Source organism: Agromyces sp. NPDC057679, assembly GCF_042799635.1.
Classification (GTDB): domain Bacteria; phylum Actinomycetota; class Actinomycetes; order Actinomycetales; family Microbacteriaceae; genus Agromyces.
Genome location: NZ_JBHVIK010000002.1, coordinates 953,072 through 968,610, shown reverse-complemented (window position 1 = coordinate 968,610; position 15,539 = coordinate 953,072). Strand labels below are relative to the sequence as shown.

17 protein-coding genes are annotated in these 15,539 nt (G+C 72.2%); 1 reads left to right on the top strand and 16 read right to left on the bottom strand.

The window, feature by feature from the left end; genetic code table 11:
- Nucleotides 1–53 precede the first annotated feature (53 nt).
- The 16 genes from ACFVAJ_RS11375 to tilS all read right to left on the bottom strand — a co-directional run bounded on the left by ACFVAJ_RS11375 (nucleotide 54) and on the right by tilS (nucleotide 14,972).
- Nucleotides 54–200, bottom strand: a complete 147-nt coding sequence (locus ACFVAJ_RS11375; RefSeq protein WP_376944164.1) for a hypothetical protein — start codon at nucleotides 198–200, stop codon at nucleotides 54–56.
- Between the two features lie 24 nt (nucleotides 201–224).
- Nucleotides 225–1,742, bottom strand: coding sequence for a lysine--tRNA ligase (lysS, locus tag ACFVAJ_RS11370; RefSeq protein WP_376944162.1), 1,518 nt, complete (start codon nucleotides 1,740–1,742; stop codon nucleotides 225–227).
- Between the two features lie 170 nt (nucleotides 1,743–1,912).
- Nucleotides 1,913–2,791, bottom strand: coding sequence for a pantoate--beta-alanine ligase (gene panC, locus ACFVAJ_RS11365; protein ID WP_376944160.1), 879 nt, complete (start codon nucleotides 2,789–2,791; stop codon nucleotides 1,913–1,915).
- Entirely contained in the window at nucleotides 2,788–3,549 is a 762-nt protein-coding gene (locus ACFVAJ_RS11360; RefSeq protein ID WP_376944158.1) for a Rossmann-like and DUF2520 domain-containing protein, read from the bottom strand. The genes panC and ACFVAJ_RS11360 overlap by 4 nt, the downstream gene beginning before the upstream one ends.
- Nucleotides 3,536–5,341 carry a PH domain-containing protein gene (locus ACFVAJ_RS11355; RefSeq protein WP_376944156.1) on the bottom strand — a complete coding sequence of 602 codons (1,806 nt, stop codon included), beginning with the start codon at nucleotides 5,339–5,341 and terminating at the stop codon, nucleotides 3,536–3,538. Before ACFVAJ_RS11355 ends, ACFVAJ_RS11360 begins: the two co-directional genes overlap by 14 nt.
- Nucleotides 5,338–5,880, bottom strand: coding sequence for a PH domain-containing protein (locus ACFVAJ_RS11350; protein WP_376944154.1), 543 nt, complete (start codon nucleotides 5,878–5,880; stop codon nucleotides 5,338–5,340). The genes ACFVAJ_RS11355 and ACFVAJ_RS11350 overlap by 4 nt, the downstream gene beginning before the upstream one ends.
- Nucleotides 5,873–6,346, bottom strand: a complete 474-nt coding sequence (locus tag ACFVAJ_RS11345) for a DUF3180 domain-containing protein (RefSeq protein ID WP_376944152.1) — start codon at nucleotides 6,344–6,346, stop codon at nucleotides 5,873–5,875. The genes ACFVAJ_RS11350 and ACFVAJ_RS11345 overlap by 8 nt, the downstream gene beginning before the upstream one ends.
- Nucleotides 6,343–6,828: a 2-amino-4-hydroxy-6-hydroxymethyldihydropteridine diphosphokinase gene (gene folK, locus ACFVAJ_RS11340; protein ID WP_376944150.1), complete on the bottom strand. Its 486-nt coding sequence runs from the start codon at nucleotides 6,826–6,828 to the stop codon at nucleotides 6,343–6,345. Before folK ends, ACFVAJ_RS11345 begins: the two co-directional genes overlap by 4 nt.
- Nucleotides 6,825–7,211, bottom strand: coding sequence for a dihydroneopterin aldolase (gene folB / locus ACFVAJ_RS11335; RefSeq protein WP_376944148.1), 387 nt, complete (start codon nucleotides 7,209–7,211; stop codon nucleotides 6,825–6,827). Before folB ends, folK begins: the two co-directional genes overlap by 4 nt.
- Nucleotides 7,204–8,022 (bottom strand): dihydropteroate synthase, encoded by an 819-nt coding sequence (gene folP / locus ACFVAJ_RS11330; RefSeq protein ID WP_376944146.1) that lies wholly within the window; start codon nucleotides 8,020–8,022, stop codon nucleotides 7,204–7,206. The genes folB and folP overlap by 8 nt, the downstream gene beginning before the upstream one ends.
- A complete protein-coding gene (folE, locus tag ACFVAJ_RS11325; protein ID WP_376944144.1) occupies nucleotides 8,015–8,608 on the bottom strand; it encodes a GTP cyclohydrolase I in 594 nt (197 codons plus the stop codon). Before folE ends, folP begins: the two co-directional genes overlap by 8 nt.
- A 24-nt stretch (nucleotides 8,609–8,632) precedes the next feature.
- Complete coding sequence (ftsH, locus tag ACFVAJ_RS11320; RefSeq protein ID WP_376944142.1) at nucleotides 8,633–10,648, bottom strand: ATP-dependent zinc metalloprotease FtsH; 2,016 nt, start codon at nucleotides 10,646–10,648, stop codon at nucleotides 8,633–8,635.
- Between the two features lie 176 nt (nucleotides 10,649–10,824).
- Nucleotides 10,825–11,538 carry a DUF2652 domain-containing protein gene (locus tag ACFVAJ_RS11315; protein ID WP_376944140.1) on the bottom strand — a complete coding sequence of 238 codons (714 nt, stop codon included), beginning with the start codon at nucleotides 11,536–11,538 and terminating at the stop codon, nucleotides 10,825–10,827.
- Nucleotides 11,539–11,569: 31 nt separating this feature from the next.
- A complete protein-coding gene (locus ACFVAJ_RS11310) occupies nucleotides 11,570–13,273 on the bottom strand; it encodes an MFS transporter (protein WP_376944138.1) in 1,704 nt (567 codons plus the stop codon).
- A gap of 79 nt (nucleotides 13,274–13,352) precedes the next feature.
- Nucleotides 13,353–13,904, bottom strand: coding sequence for a hypoxanthine phosphoribosyltransferase (gene hpt / locus ACFVAJ_RS11305; protein WP_376944136.1), 552 nt, complete (start codon nucleotides 13,902–13,904; stop codon nucleotides 13,353–13,355).
- 30 nt (nucleotides 13,905–13,934) lie between these two features.
- On the bottom strand, nucleotides 13,935–14,972 hold the full coding sequence (gene tilS, locus ACFVAJ_RS11300) for a tRNA lysidine(34) synthetase TilS (RefSeq protein WP_376944134.1): 1,038 nt from the start codon (nucleotides 14,970–14,972) through the stop codon (nucleotides 13,935–13,937).
- A gap of 67 nt (nucleotides 14,973–15,039) precedes the next feature.
- On the opposite strand from tilS, the gene ppa reads away from it, so the two are divergent.
- On the top strand, nucleotides 15,040–15,525 hold the full coding sequence (gene ppa, locus ACFVAJ_RS11295; protein ID WP_231429998.1) for an inorganic diphosphatase: 486 nt from the start codon (nucleotides 15,040–15,042) through the stop codon (nucleotides 15,523–15,525).
- Nucleotides 15,526–15,539 lie beyond the last annotated feature (14 nt).

The window sequence follows — 15,539 nt, the reverse complement described above, 5'->3', positions numbered from 1 at the left end:
CGCGCGGCGGTGCGGGGGCCGGGCCCCCGGCACCGCCGCACGACGGCGGGTCATCACCGGGTCAGCAGCCCCCACACGCCCGAACCGACGAGGTAGAGCCCGATCGCGCCGACCACGATCCAGATCGCGAGCCGCGTGTTCGAGGGACGCTTCGGATCCTGCTCGGGTTCGAGCTGGTCCTTCGGGAGGTAGTCGTTCATCGCCGTGACATCCGTCTCTGGTCGCTACTTGACGAGCGGGAAGAGGATCGTCTCACGGATGCCGAGACCCGTGATCGCCATGAGCAGGCGGTCGATGCCCATGCCCATGCCGCCCGACGGCGGCATGCCGAACTCGAGCGCCCGGAGGAACTCCTCGTCGAGGCGCATGGCCTCGGGGTCGCCGCCCGCGGCGAGCTTCGCCTGCTCGACGAAGCGCTCGCGCTGGATCACCGGGTCGACGAGCTCGGAGTAGCCGGTGGCGAGCTCGAACCCGCGGATGTAGAGGTCCCACTTCTCGACGACGCCGGCGATCTCGCGGTGCCCGCGCACGAGCGGCGAGGTGTCCTCGGGGAAGTCCATGACGAAGGTGGGCCGCACGAGGCCGCCCTTGATGTGGTGCTCCCACAGCTCTTCGACGAACTTGCCGGGGATCGGGTGGTCGATCTCGATGCCGGCCTCGTCGGCGAGCTCCTTCAGGCGCGACATCGGAGTCTCGGGCGTGATCTGCTCGCCCACAGCCTCGGAGAGCGAGCCGTACATCGAGATGCGGTCCCACTCGCCGCCGAGGTCGTACTCGGTGCCGTCGGCCCAGGTCACGACATGCGAGCCCGACACCGACTTCGCGGCGTCCTGGATGAGCTGCTGGGTGAGGTCGGCGATCGTGTTGTAGTCGCCGTACGCCTCGTAGGCCTCGAGCATCGCGAACTCGGGCGAGTGCGTCGAGTCGGCACCCTCGTTGCGGAAGTTGCGGTTGATCTCGTAGACGCGCTCGATGCCGCCGACGACGGCGCGCTTGAGGTACAGCTCGGGTGCGATGCGCAGGTACAGCTCGGTGTCGAAGGCGTTCGAGTGCGTGACGAACGGGCGGGCCGAGGCGCCGCCGTGCATGACCTGCAGCATCGGGGTCTCGACCTCGATGAAGCCGAGGCTCGTGAAGGTCGCGCGCAGGCTCGCGTTCACCTTCGCACGGTCGATCACGTTGCGGCGCGCCTGGTCGCGGGCGATGAGGTCGAGGTAGCGCGAACGCACCCGGTTCTCTTCGCTCAGCTCGTTGTGCAGGTTCGGCAGCGGCAGGATCGCCTTCGACGCGATCCGCCACTCGCGCACCATGATCGAGAGCTCGCCGCGGCGGCTCGTGATCACCTCGCCGGCGACGAAGACGTGGTCGCCGAGGTCGACGAGCTCCTTCCACGCAGCGAGCGACTCCTCGCCGACCTCTGCGAGCGAGACCATCGCCTGGATGCGGTTGCCGTCGCCCGACTGCAGGGTCGCGAAGCAGAGCTTGCCGGTGTTGCGGGAGAACACGACGCGGCCGGCGAGCCCTACCGTCTCGCCCGAGGCCTCGTCGACGCCGAGGCCGACGAAGCGGTCGCGCACCTCGGGAATCGTCGCCGTGATCGGCAGGCGAACCGGGTAGGCGCCGAGTCCGAGGTCGGATGCCTCGTCGATGAGCCGCGCGCGCTTGGCGAGCCGCACGGCCTTCTGCTCACTGATCTCTTCGGCAGTGGGTTCGGCGGGCTGGTTCGGCGTCTCGTCGGCCATGGTTCTCTCTCGTCGCGCGGAAACGTGCGAGACAAGCCTACTTGCGCGACCGGTGCGCCAGAACTTCGGCGATCGCCACGACCTCGGAACCGGTGCCGCCGAACGCGCCGAACTCCCCCCGATCTCCGAAGTCCTGGCGGGCAGCACCCGGCGACGACGGGAGCTGCCCGCTAGCCGAGCCGGATCACCCGGTTGTCGATGAGCCGGGTGGCACCGATGCGCGCCGCGACGAGCGCGAGCGCCGGCCCCGTCGCATCGCCTGCGACCGGCAGCAACGTCTCGGGGTCGACGATCACGAAGTAGTCGAGGTCGGCGCCGTCGTGGTCGCCGAAGGCCGCCGCCGCCTCGGCGAGCGCCTCCGCGGGGCCCTCGTCGGCCGACTCGGCTGCGGCGGTGAGCGCCTCCGAGAGCACGAGCGCGGTCTCCCGTTCGGCGTCGCCGAGGAACCGGTTGCGGCTCGAGAGCGCGAGCCCGTCGTGCTCGCGCACCGTCGGCACCACGTCGATCGTGAGCGGCAGGTCGAGATCGCGCACCATGCGGCGCACGAGGAAGACCTGCTGCGCGTCCTTCTGGCCGAACACCGCGAACTCGGGAGCGACGATGTTGAAGAGCTTCGCCACGACGGTGAGCATGCCGTCGAAGTGGCCCGGGCGCGAAGCGCCCTCGTAGAGCCTGCCGACCGACCCGGCGACGACGCGCGTCGAGCTCGGGCCGTCGGGGTACATCTCGGCGGCCGACGGCGCGAAGACGAACTCGACGCCCAGTTCGGCGAGGGCGGCGACATCGGCGTCGAGCGTGCGCGGGTAGCGGTCGAGGTCTTCGGTCGGACCGAACTGCAGCGGGTTCACGAAGATCGACACGACGACGACGTCGGCGAGTTCGCGCGCCCGGCGCACGAGCGCAAAATGGCCGTCGTGCAGCGCGCCCATGGTCGGCACGAGCGCGATCGAGGCCCCGGTCGCCCGCCGCCCCGCGAGCAGCCCGCGGAGCTCGGCGATCGTCGTCACGACCCGGATGCCGGCGGTCGGCTCGACGTGGATCCCGCTCACGCGCCTCCTCCCAGCGGCCGATCGAATCCGGCCTCGTCGATCGTACCGGCCCCGTCGGGCATCGGCCCGGTGTCGTGCCGGGCGAGGGCGTTCTCGACGGCACTGCGCGCGAGCGACGCGAGCACCGCGCCGGGGCGCGGAACGCCGATGCCGTCGAGCTGGGCGCTCGCCTGGTCGACGATCGCGCTGGAGAACGAGACGACGGTGTCGACGGCCTCGCCGTAGGCGGCCCGGTCGCCCTCGGCCACGATGAACGGCTCACCGCCCATCTCGACGACGAGCGCTTGGCCGATCGGGAGGACGGGCGCGGGCGCGGTGACGGCGAACCAGGTGCCTGGGAGGCGTGCGAGGTCGAGGCTCGTACCGGTGAAGGTCATCGCCGGGTGCACCGCGAGCGGGATCGCGCCCGACCGCCGCGCAGGGTCGAGCACCCCGGTGCCGAACTTCGCCGAGGTGTGCAGCACGAGCTGCCCCGGCTGCCAGACCCCGGCGTCGGCGAGCCCCGCGACGAGCTGCTCGAGCTCGGCGTCGGGCACGGCCAGCAGCACGAGTTCGCTGCGCTCGACGATCTCGGGCACCGCGAGCACCGGCACGCCGGGCAGCATCACCGAGGCGCGCTCGCGGCTCGACTCGGAGACGGCGGCGACGCCGGTGAGGGCGTGGCCCGCGCCGCCGAGGGCGGCGGCGAGCACCGCGCCGACCCGGCCCGCGCCGATCGTGCCGACCCCGAGTCGGCCTGCGCGCTCAGCGGGCATCATCGCCGCCCATCTCGTCGAGTGCCGGCGCGGTGCGCGGCGGTTCGGGCGCCGGCGTCTCCTCGGGGGTCGATGCCGCGGCGACGGCGCCCCAGTGGTGGGTGGTGTCGCTCGCGGCGCGGTCGACGGCCTCCTCGGCGAGACGCTCGAACAACCGCTCGGCCTCGTCGCGATCGACGATCGGCAGCATCGCGCTGACCGGTCCGGTCACCGTGTGCAGCCGGACGCCGGCGAGCCGAAGCCATCGGTCGATCGGGCCGACCGAGAGGGCGACCGACTGCATGCGCGCGAGCGGCACGAGCGTCAGGCTGCGCACGAGCGAACCCCGCCGGATGAGCGCGACGCCGGAGGCGGCGGCCCAGCCGATGCGGCGCCACGAGAACGGGCGAAGCCACGCGCCACGGCGCGGGGTGACCGAGAAGCCGCCGTCGCCCCCGCGGCCGGTGAGCCCGTCCGCGACGAGCGGCGCGACGTCGGAGGCGGCGTCGGGGACCAGGAGGGCGAGCACTCGCTGCACGTCGACCGCGGTGCCGACGGGGAGCACTGTGGTGCGCTGCGCCGCCTCGTTCGAGGCGGACACCGACTGACCGGCGACGTTGATGCGGATCGACCACCACCCGAACGGCCGCCAGAAGATCCACTGGGTCGCCTCGACCGCGTGGATGCGCCCCGGCGGAATGGTCTGGTTGCCGGTCGAGAGCAGCCCGTGGCCGATGCGGACGCCGTCTGGCGTGCCCGCGATCGAGTAGCGCAGCGACTTCGTGATGCGCGACCACATGTAGCTCACGAGACCGATCGCCGCGGGCACGAAGCTGAACAGCACCCAGGCCTGACCAGTGGTGACGCCGATCACGATGATCGCGACGAGGATGATCGCCCAGATCGTCGAACCGCCGAGCAGGGTCGAACCGATCACCCGGCCGAGCGGCAGGTGCACGACCGACTCGGGCGGGGCGAGATCGGGGTCGAGCTCGGGAGCGAGGAACTCGTCGACCCGCTGGCCCACGAGGGCGCCGGCGCGCGACGCCGCCGCCGGGACGCGTCCCGGCGCGGTCTCGCCCGCCGGCGAGACGACCGCGGCGCCTCCCGCGTCGACCTCTCCGGGGTGCACCGCACCGACGACGCCCGACGTCGCGGCAGCCGCGATGACCGGCCCGCCGCCCGTCGGAGCCGTCTCACCGCGCGCCGCCGCCCGCTCGGCGCGCGCGCCGGAGGCGAGCCGGAGCACGTCGGCGCGGAGCCGGTCGGCGAGCGCCGAACCGAGGTACGCCAGCTGCACGTTCGCCGACTGCCCGGCCACCGAGACCTCGAGCTTCGCGGTGCCGAAGAGGCGGGCGAAGAGCGGCCGGGTGACGTTGATGCCCTGGATGCGGTCGAGGCGGGCGCTGCGGTGCGACCGGAAGAGGATGCCGCTGTGCACCTCGACCGCCTCGGTCGTCACCCGGAAGGTGTGCATGCGCCAGGACAGCCAGAACGCCGCGATGACCACGACGAGCACCACGACGAGGCCGAGCAGCGCCCACCCAACGAGGCCGTGGTTCACGATGCCGCCGATCGGGTCGTTCGCCCAGTCGTCCTCGCCGGAGCCGTACCGGTCGCCGAACGCGTCGCGCGTCTCGGGCGAGAACACCGTGAGGAAGAAGTCGACCACCCGCTCGCGCAGGTTCGCGATCACGAAGCCGAGCACGGCGATGAACACGAGCCCGCCCCGCAGCAGCGGGCTCGCCGGGTGCAGTCGATGCCACTCCCCGTCGGCGAGCGACTGGACCGGTGCCGGACGGACCGGAGCGCTCACAGCCCCGCCCGACGGGTCTCGGCGAGGGCGACGAGCTCGTCGCGGAGCCGGTCGGCCTCCTCCATCGGCAGCCCGGGCACGGTGACCGCGGTGGCGGCCGCCGCCGTGACGAACTTGAGGTCGGCGAGGCCGAGCGCCCGCGCGACGGGGCCGCGCGTGATGTCGACGAGCTGCATGCGCCCGTACGGCACGGCGACCTGTCGCTGGAACATGATGCCCCGGCGGAACACGAGGTCGTCGGCGCGCAGCCGGTACTGGATCGAGCGCACGCGACGCGGTTCGAACGCGATGCCGATGAGCGAGACCACGCCGATCGCGACGGCCACCCACAGCGCCCACTGCTGATGCCAGAGGAAGTGCACGACGAGCGCCGCACCGACGAAGATCACCATGCCGACGAGCGAGCCGACCACCTCGACCACGACGTACTTCGGCGAGACGCGTCGCCACTCGTCGTCGAGACGCGTCGCGGCCGGGCCGGCGAGGTCGCCGCCGTGCTCGGTCGCGGCGTCGTGCTCGGCCGGGTCGTGCTCAGGCATGTGCGTGCTCTTCCTTCTCGTTCTCGGGGTCGTCGGGGGGCAGCGTGCAGAACCACTCGGCGACGAGTCCGCCGGCGAGCAGCAGCGCCGCGCCGATCGCGGTGGCGAACGCCAGCCACACCGTGCCGGCGGGCGGCACGACGCTGCGGGTCAGGAGGAACAGCCCGATGCCGAGCCCGACGCCGAGCACGAGCGCGCCGCTCAGGCTGCACGCCTTCGCGAGCACCGCGACGCGCATCGCCCGGAACGGATCGAGGTGCTTCGTCGCCTTGCCCTTCACCGCGCGGCGGATGGGCCAGGCCAGCAGGACGACGATCGCCGCGACGCCGACGAGCGTGATCGGCAGCGAGAGCGGCGGCACCAGCGCCTTCGATCCGGTGTTGACGATCGCGAGGTCGCCGAGGTAGCCGATGACGAGCCCGCCGAGCACGAAGGCGAGCAGGGTCGAGAAGTGCGTGCGCTTCATCGCCTGACCACCTCGTCGGATGCCTCGGCACGGAGCGCCGCTACGGGGCCCCGACCGGGCAGCACGGCATCGGGCTCGAGGTCGAGCCAGGGTGCGAGCACGAACGCGCGCTGCCAGGCCCGCGGGTGGGGCAGCTCGAGTCGTTCGTCGGCGAACTGCCGCCCGTCGACGTCGATGAGGTCGAGGTCGAGGGTACGATCGCCCCAGCGCTCGGCGCGAACCCGGCCCTGCGCCGTCTCGATGCCCTGCAGCACGTCGAGGAGCGCGTGCGGCTCGAGCGAGGTCTCGACGATGAGCACCCCGTTGAGGTACCCGGGGGCGTCGTGGTCGACGCCCGTCGTCTTCAGCGCCGGCGTCTCGTAGAGCGGCGAGACGGCGACGAGCTCGACGCCGTCGGCGTCGGCCAGGGCGCGTGCGGCGGCGGCGATCGTCTGCTCGCGGTCTCCGAGGTTCGCCCCGAAGGCGACGACGGCGCGGCTCATGCCCGGCGCCTGACGATCGTGACCGCGACATCCGCGAAGGGCACCGTGATGGGCGCCTGCGGCTTGTGCACCGTCACCTCGACCTCGTCGGCCGCCTCGAACGAGAGCGCGACGGCGGCGACCCGCTCGGCGACGGTCTCGATGAGGTCGACGGGGTCGCGCTCGACGGCGGCCACCACCTGTTCGGCGAGCTCGCCGTAGTGCACCGTGCGGGCGAGGTCGTCGCCCGACGCCGCGGCGGCGAGGTCGACGGCGACGACGACGTCGATCACGAACTCCTGCCCCTCGGCCCGTTCGAAGTCGAACACGCCGTGATGGGCGCGCACGCGCAGCCCGGTCAACGTGATGCGGTCGCCCCGCCGGAGTCCGCGCTGTTCAGCCACGACGTCCACTCTGCCACGCCCCGAGGACGTCGAGGGCGCGCCGCGTGCCCACCACGTCGTGCACGCGCACGCCCCACGCGCCGGCCTGCGCCGAGAGCACGCTCACGACGGCGGTCGGCAGGTCGCGTTCGGCGACGGATGCCCCGTCGGGAAGCAGTGCGCCGAGGAAGCGCTTGCGCGACGCCCCCACGAGGATCGGAAGGCCGAGCCCGGCGAGCACGTCGAGCCGGCCCAGCAGTTGCCAGTTCTGCTCGCCGCGCTTGGAGAACCCGAGTCCGGGGTCGAGGATGAGCCGGTCGGCGGCGATGCCCGCCTCGAGCAGCGCCTCGACGCGCGCGGCGAGCTCGTCGCGCACCTCGGCCGCCACGTCGCCGTACTCGGCGAGCTGATCCATGCGGTCGGAGTGCCCGCGCCAGTGCATCGCGACGTAGTGCGCGCCCGTCTCGGCGGCGACCCGGGCCATCTCGGCGTCGGCGAGTCCGGCCGAGACGTCGTTGATGATCTCGGCGCCCGCGGCGACCGCGGCGCGCGCGGTCGCCGCGCGCATCGTGTCGACGCTCACCCGGATGCCCTGGTCGGCGAGGGCGCGGATGACCGGAACCACGCGGCGCAGCTCCTCCTCGGGTTCGACGCGGGCGGCGCCGGGCCGGGTCGACTCCCCACCGACGTCGACGAGGTCGGCACCGTGCGCGACGAGTTCGACTCCGTGCGCGATCGCCGCCTCGGCGTCGAACCAGCGACCGCCGTCGCTGAACGAGTCGGGGGTGACGTTGACGACGCCCATGACGAGCATCGACGGCGCCTCAGGCATCGCGCACCCCGATGAGGGCGATGATCTCGGCGCGGCCGGCCGGTTCGGCGAGTGCGCCGCGGCTCGCGATGGTCACGGTCGAGCTGCGCTCCTGCCGGGAGCCGCGCGTCGTGACGCAGCGGTGCTGGGCGTCGAGCACGACGAGCACGCCCTTCGGATCGAGGCCTGCGACGAGCGTGTCGGCGATCTCCTCGGCGAGGCGCTCCTGCAGCTGGGGCCGTCGGGCCAGCGTGTCGACGACGGCGGGGATGCGGCCGAGCCCGACGACGCGGTCGCCGGGCAGGTACGCCACGTGGGCCGTGCCCACGAACGGCAGCAGGTGGTGCTCGCACACCGAACGGAACGCGAGGTCGCGCAGGATCACCGCGTCGGAGGTCGCCGGCACTCCCGCGTCGGTCGCGCCGAGCGGCACACTGTCGGCGAGGTGCGTCAGCGGGTCGACGTCGAGTCCGCCGAAGAAGTCGGCGTACGCCTCGGCGACCCGCTGCGGGGTGCGCTCGAGGCCGGGACGCGCGGGATCCTCCCCGATCGCGAGGAGGATCTCGAGCACGGCCCGCTCGATGCGTTCTGCATCCACTCCGGCCATGTCAGCCCTTCAGCCGGGCGGCGGTCAGGCCGTCGCCGGTCGGGGGTTCGACCGCGGCGAGCGAGCCGCGGGCGTCTCCTCGGGCAGCTCGCTCGAGTCGACGCCGCCGTCGACGGCGCCCTGGTCGATGGGCAGCTTGTCTTCGGGGAACGTGATCGGCGGGATGTCGGAGACCGGGCGCTTGTCGCTCGAGAGCCACAGCGGGCGCTCGGGCAGCTTGCGGACGTCCTTGAAGATCTCGGCGATCTGGTTGTGGTCGAGCGTCTCGTGCTCGAGCAGCTCGGCCGCGAGCTTGTCGAGGATGTCGCGGTTGTCGTTGAGCACCTGCCACGCCTCGTCGTGCGCCTGCTCGATGAGGGTGCGCACCTCGATGTCGACCTTCTCCGCGATCTCCTCCGAGTAGTCGCGCTGGTGGCCCATGTCGCGACCGAGGAACACCTCGCCCTGCGACTGGCCGAGCTTGACCGCGCCGACGTTCGCCGACATGCCGTACTCGGTGACCATCTTGCGGGCCGTCGAGGTGGCCTTCTCGATGTCGTTCGAGGCACCGGTCGAGGGGTCGTGGAACACGATCTCCTCGGCGACGCGGCCGCCCATGGCGTAGGTGAGCTGGTCGAGCAGCTCGTTGCGGGTGACGGAGTACTTGTCTTCGAGCGGCATGACCATCGTGTACCCGAGGGCCCGGCCACGCGGGAGGATCGTGATCTTCGTCACGGGGTCGGTGTAGTTCATCGCCGCCGCGGCGAGGGCGTGGCCGCCCTCGTGGTACGCGGTGATGAGCTTCTCCTTGTCCTTCATGACGCGGGAGCGGCGCTGCGGGCCGGCGATGACGCGGTCGACGGCCTCGTCGAGCGCCCGGTTGTCGATGAGCTGCGCGTTCGAACGGGCGGTGAGCAGCGCGGCCTCGTTGAGCACGTTCGCGAGGTCGGCGCCCGTGAAGCCGGGCGTCTTGCGTGCGAGCACCTCGAGGTCGACGCCGTGCGCGAGCGGCTTGCCCTTCGAGTGCACCTCGAGGATCTTCTGGCGGCCCTTGAGGTCGGGGGCGTCGACGCCGATCTGGCGGTCGAAGCGGCCGGGGCGCAGCAGCGCCGGGTCGAGGATGTCGGGGCGGTTCGTCGCCGCGATGAGGATGACGTTGGTCTTCGGGTCGAAGCCGTCCATCTCGACGAGCAGCTGGTTCAGGGTCTGCTCGCGCTCGTCGTGCCCGCCGCCGAGGCCGGCGCCGCGGTGACGGCCGACCGCGTCGATCTCGTCGACGAAGATGATGGCCGGCGCGTTCTGCTTGGCCTGGTCGAAGAGGTCGCGCACGCGGCTCGCACCGACGCCGACGAACATCTCGACGAAGTCGGAACCCGAGATCGAGTAGAAGGGCACGCCCGCCTCGCCGGCGACGGCGCGGGCCAGCAGGGTCTTGCCGGTGCCGGGAGGGCCGTACAGCAGCACGCCCTTCGGGATGCGGGCGCCGACGGCCTGGAACTTCGCTGGCTCCTTCAGGAACTCCTTGATCTCGTGGAGCTCCTCGATCGCCTCGCTCGCACCGGCGACGTCGTCGAAGGTGACCTTCGGGCTCTCCTTCGAGACGAGCTTCGCCTTCGACTTGCCGAACTGCATGACGCGGTTGCCGCCGCCCTGCATGCCCGACAGCATGATCCAGAAGAAGACGCCGATGAGCAGCAGCGGCAGGAGGATGCCGAGCATCGACATGAACCAGTTCGGCTGCGGCACCTCGTCGTTGTAGCCGTCCTTCGGGTCGGCCTGGTCGACGGCCGCGACCACGTCGGCGCCGCGGGGCGTGACGTAGTAGAACTGCACCTGCTTGCCGAGCTCCTCGTCCTCCTTGGCGAGGGTGAGGTCGACGCGGTTCTCGCCGTCGACGATCTTCACGGCGGCGACCTTGCCGTCGCTCAGCAGCTCGAGGCCCTGCTGCGTCGACACCTCTTTGAAGCCGGACGCGGTGATGAGGCTCGAGCCGATCCACACGGCGACGATCGCGAGCAGGATGTAGATGATCGGCCCGCGGAAGACCTTCTTCATGTTCATGATCCTGCAAGGCTACAACGGCGGTACTGGACGGCGGCTGCCTGTTCGCTGAAAGCGCGCAGCGCGTGAAGCTGACCGACGAGCACAGTCGCTGAACGCGCGCAGCGCGTGAAGCGAACCGACGAGCGCAACCGCTGAAAAGCGCGCAGCGCAGCGAGCAGCGCACCGCGCCGCGTTCAGCCCGTCGCCGTCTCGCGTCGGCTCTTGCGCAGGCCCAGCAGGTACGGCATGCCGAGTCCGGCCGCCGCGAAGGTGCGCCCGAGTCGCCCGCGAACGGATGGCCCCGGCAGCGCCGGGAGCTCGCCGTCGAGGTCGCCGACGTCGACGAAGTACGCCCGGACCGTGCCGATGCCCTCGAGGTCCTGCGAGATCTCGTGCACCTCGGCGGGCAGTGCGCCCGCACCGGTCCGGTGGAGCTCGTCGGAGAGCAGCACGTACTCGGGGATCGCGACGGGGTTCTTCAGCATGCGGTGCACGTGGATGACGTCGATGCCGACGAGCTTGATTCGCTCGCGGATCGTCTGCGTGGCCACGTCGCCGACGTGCGCGACGAACTTGAGCTTGAGCTCGGCGGCCTCCTTGCACCCCGCGCAGGGGCAGAGGTTCGCGGCGACGTTCTGCCGCTCGAGGTGGAAGGCCCGGTGCATCGCGACGGCGGTCCGGAGGATCTCGGCGACCGCGGCATCCGAATCGCCGTCGGCCTGTCGCGAGAGGAAGGCCGCATCGCCCTCGATCTCGATGAGGTCGTAGCCGGGTGCGGCGTCGATCATCTTGTCGAGCATGCGCGCCGTGTTGACCTCGGCGTGCGCGAGGCTGAACCGATGGGAGCTCATGTAGTCGGTGTAGCCACCGATGTCGGCGATCAGCAGTACCGCCCGGCCGGACTCCATTCGCACAGCGTGTCACCGTTCCCCCGCCGCCTCAACCCCGCGAATCGGGGGTGCCCGGCGGCTCGTCGGAGCGTTCGCTCGGCTCGTAGCGTTCGAGGCGGCCGTCGACCTCGGCGGCGGCCTGCTGCGCGCTGGGCGTGTAGCCGAGCACGACGGGCAGGAAGCGGTCGGGGGCGAGCGCACGCAGCCGGAGCTCGGTGGCGGCGGTGACGGTCGCCGTGCGCCGGGTGCGACGCAGCAGCGCGATCTCGCCGAAGCCCTCCCCCGGCCCGAGCGTCGCCACCACCCGCCCGTCGCCCACCACCTCGGCGCGGCCCGACTCGATGAGGTAGTAGCGGTCGCCGAGATCGCCCTGCCTGAACACGGGGTCGCCGCGCGCGATCGTGACGGGCTCGAGGCCGCGCGCGAGCTGCTCGACGGAGGGAAGCGGCAGGGTGCGGAACATCGCCACCTCCCGCAGCAGTCGCACCTCGTCGTCGAGCTCGCCCACCGAACGGTCGAGACGGCGCAGCGGATGCCACGTCAGTACCGCGAGCACCGGGCACAGGAGCCCGATGACGATGAGCGCGGTCTGCACGCCGAGCAGGTCGACCATCGTCGATGCGACGACGGCACCGATGCCGATGAAGACCGCGACGAGGCTCTCGAGCACGCCGAAGACCCGCGCGAGCACGTCGTCGGGGGCCAGCCGGCCGATCAGCGTGAACCCGGCGAGGTCGATCAGCGCGTTGCCGACGCCGATGAATGCGAGCAACCCCAGCGCGGTCGAGCCCTGCGGCGCGAGGCCGACGAGCGTCAGCGGAAGGCCCCAGAGGCCGACGCCGACCGCGAACCAGGCGCCCAGGCGTCCCGTGCCGACGAGCAGGGAGGCCGCGAGCGAGCCGAGCACCGCGCCGACGCCGACCGCGGTCATGAGGGCGCCGACCCCGGGTTCGCCGGTGCCCAGCAGCTCGATCGCCACCACGACGGAGAGCACGGTCAGCGCGCCGCGCGTGAGCGCCTGCGCCGAGGCGAGCCCGAGGATGAGCAGCAGCCCGCGGCTCCGGGCGACCGCCCGGAGGCCGTCGAGCGCTTCGGCGGCGAGGTTGCGGCGTGCCGGTGCGGCCGGCCGCGGCGGCGCCTCGTAGCGGAGCCGGACGAGCAGCGCCGCCGCCCAGAACGAGGCGGCCGCCGCGACCGCGAACACGACGTCGACGCCGGCGAACTGCAGCAGCACCGCGGCGAGCAGGGGCCCGACGAGGGTCGCGGCGGAGTCGAGGAGCCCGCGCACCATGTTGGCGCTCGCGAGTTCGTAGCCGGTGCGGCAGAGCGAGGGCAGGAGCGCCGAGTGCGCCGGCCGGTACAGCGTCGCCGCGATCGTCGAGAGCACGGCGAGCGCGTAGACGACCGCCGGCGGCCCGGCCACGGCGACGACGACCGCGGCGGCGGCGGTCGCGACGCCGCGCACGACCGAGACGAGGATGAGCACGCGCTCCCGTCGCCCGCGGTCGGCGATGGGCGAGAGGAGCGGGGCGAAGATCGCCGAGGGCACCATCCTGAGGAGCCCGACGAGCCCGAGCGCGGCGGCGCCGCCGTCGCGGTAGGCGACGATGCCGAGCGCCACGGTGAACGCCCATTCGGCGGTCCACGCGCCGAGGAAGCTCAGCTGGGCGCGTCGGAGGTTCGGGTTCTGCGCGTTGCTGGCGAAGGCGGCGGCAGCGTCACGCAGTCTGCTCCGGCGTCCGCCCTCGCCCATGGCACGACTCTAGGGCGTCGGTCGCCGTGCCGCAGTGGCCCGGGTCCACCCCAGTCCGGGTGGCTCGGAGCCGACGGGCTCAGCTGTAGACGTGCGGCGCGAGGATCGCGACGTCGCGCAGGTTGCGGTAGCGCTCGGCGTAGTCGAGGCCGTAGCCGACGACGAACTGGTTGGGGATGTCGAAGCCGAGGTACTTCACGCCGACCTCGACCTTGGCGGCGTCGGGCTTGCGGAACAGGGCGCAGATCTCGACCGACTCCGCACCGCGCGACTCGAGGTTGCCGAGCAGCCAGCTGAGGGTGAGCCCCGAGTCGATGATGTCCTCGACGATGAGCACGTGGCGGCCGGTGAGGTCGGCGTCGAGGTCCTTCAGGATGCGGACGACACCGCTCGACTGCGTGCCCGCGCCGTACGAGGAGACGGCCATCCAGTCCATGTTGACGTGGCTCCTGAGCTCGCGGGCGAGGTCGGCCATGACCATGACGGCGCCCTTGAGGACGCCGACGAGCAGCAGGTCCTTGCCGTCGTAGTCGGCTTCGATCCGCCTGGCGAGTTCGGCGAGCTTCGCGTGGATCTCGGCCTCGGTGACGAGGGTCTCGGTGAGGTCGGCCTGAATCTCGCGCGCATCCATGCGTAAATCCTAAACGAGACACCGTCGCGATCAGTGGTCGTGCTCGAGGACCTCGGTCGACCCGGTCGTCGAGAACACGAGGTGCGCGCCCGCGCGCGTGACGAGCGCGCCGCCGGGCAGGTCGATCGGCCCCTGCCCGTGCCACTCGGTGACGAGCCTCGCCACCTCGAGCGTCTGCGTGCGGCTCAGCGAGACCCCGAACTCGCTCGCGACGACGTGCCGGATGATGCGCTGCCTGAGCGCGGCCGGGTTCGCGGCGAGCGCGGCCACCGAGACGGCGATGCCGGCCTCGGCGGGTTCGCAGATCTCCTCGATGAACTCCTCGATCTGCTCGGCGAACGCCGCGTCGTCCTCGCGCAACTGCTCGGCGGTGCGTGCGAGCGCCTCGGCGATGCCCGGGCCGAGCTCGGCCTCGAGCACGGGCAGCACCCGCTCGCGCACCCGCACCCGCGCGTAGGCCGGGTCGAGGTTGTGCGGGTCGTCCCACGGCTCGAGCCCCGCATCGAGGCAGGCCTGCCGGGTCGTCGCGCGCCGGATGCCGAGGAGCGGCCGCGCGTAGCGCCCCGAGACCGGGGCCATGCCGGACAGGCTCGCGGCGCCCGAGCCGCGGGCGAGGCCGAGCAGCACGGACTCGGCCTGGTCGTCGAGCGTGTGCCCGAGCAGCACGAGCGCGGCGCCCGTCTCGCGGGCGGCCGCGTCGAGCGCGGCGTACCGAGCGATGCGGGCGGATGCCTCGGGCCCGCCCTCGTCGCCCACCTCGACGTGCCGCACGAGCACCGGGTCGAGCCCGAGCTCGCGGGCGGCGCGCGCGGCGCGCTCCGCGACCTCGGCCGAGCCGGGCTGCAGGCCGTGGTCGACGACCACCGCGCCCGCCGCGACGCCCGCACGCGGCGCCTCGAAGGCGGCGGCCGCGGCGAGCGCGAGCGAGTCGGCACCGCCCGAGAGCGCCACCAGCACCGTTCCGACGTCGGGCAGCATCGCGCGCACCGCGCGACGGACGTCGGCGATCGGCGGGGTCAATCGCGGGCGGCGGGGGCCCGCGGCATCCATGTGCTGGTCAGAAGGCATCGGGGTAACCTTATTCCGCCGCGTGCCGAGCGCCCGGCGAGACTTCCAGAACAGGAGAACCCAACGCATGGGCGAGTACAACGCCGTCATCGAGATCCCCAAGGGGAGCCGCAACAAGTACGAGGTCGACCACGAGACCGGCCGGGTGTTCCTCGACCGCGTGCTCTACACCGGCTTCGTCTACCCGACCGACTACGGCTTCTTCGAGAACACCCTCGGTGACGACGGCGACCCGCTGGACGTGCTCGTCCTCCTCGAGTACCCGCTCTTCCCGGGCGTCGGCGTGAAGGTGCGCCCGGTCGGCGTCTTCCACATGACCGACGACGGCGGCGGCGACGCCAAGGTCATCGCGGTGCCCGCGGGCGACCCGCGCTGGAACCACATCCAGGACGTCGACTCGATCCCCGAGTTCACGCGCAAGGAGATCGAGCACTTCTTCGAGCACTACAAGGACCTCGAGCCCGGCAAGTGGGTCAAGACCGAGGGCTGGGCGAACGCCGCCGAGGCCGAGGCGCTCATCCAGAAGGCGATCGAGGCCTTCCCCGGTCACTGAGCGATCGAGCTCCG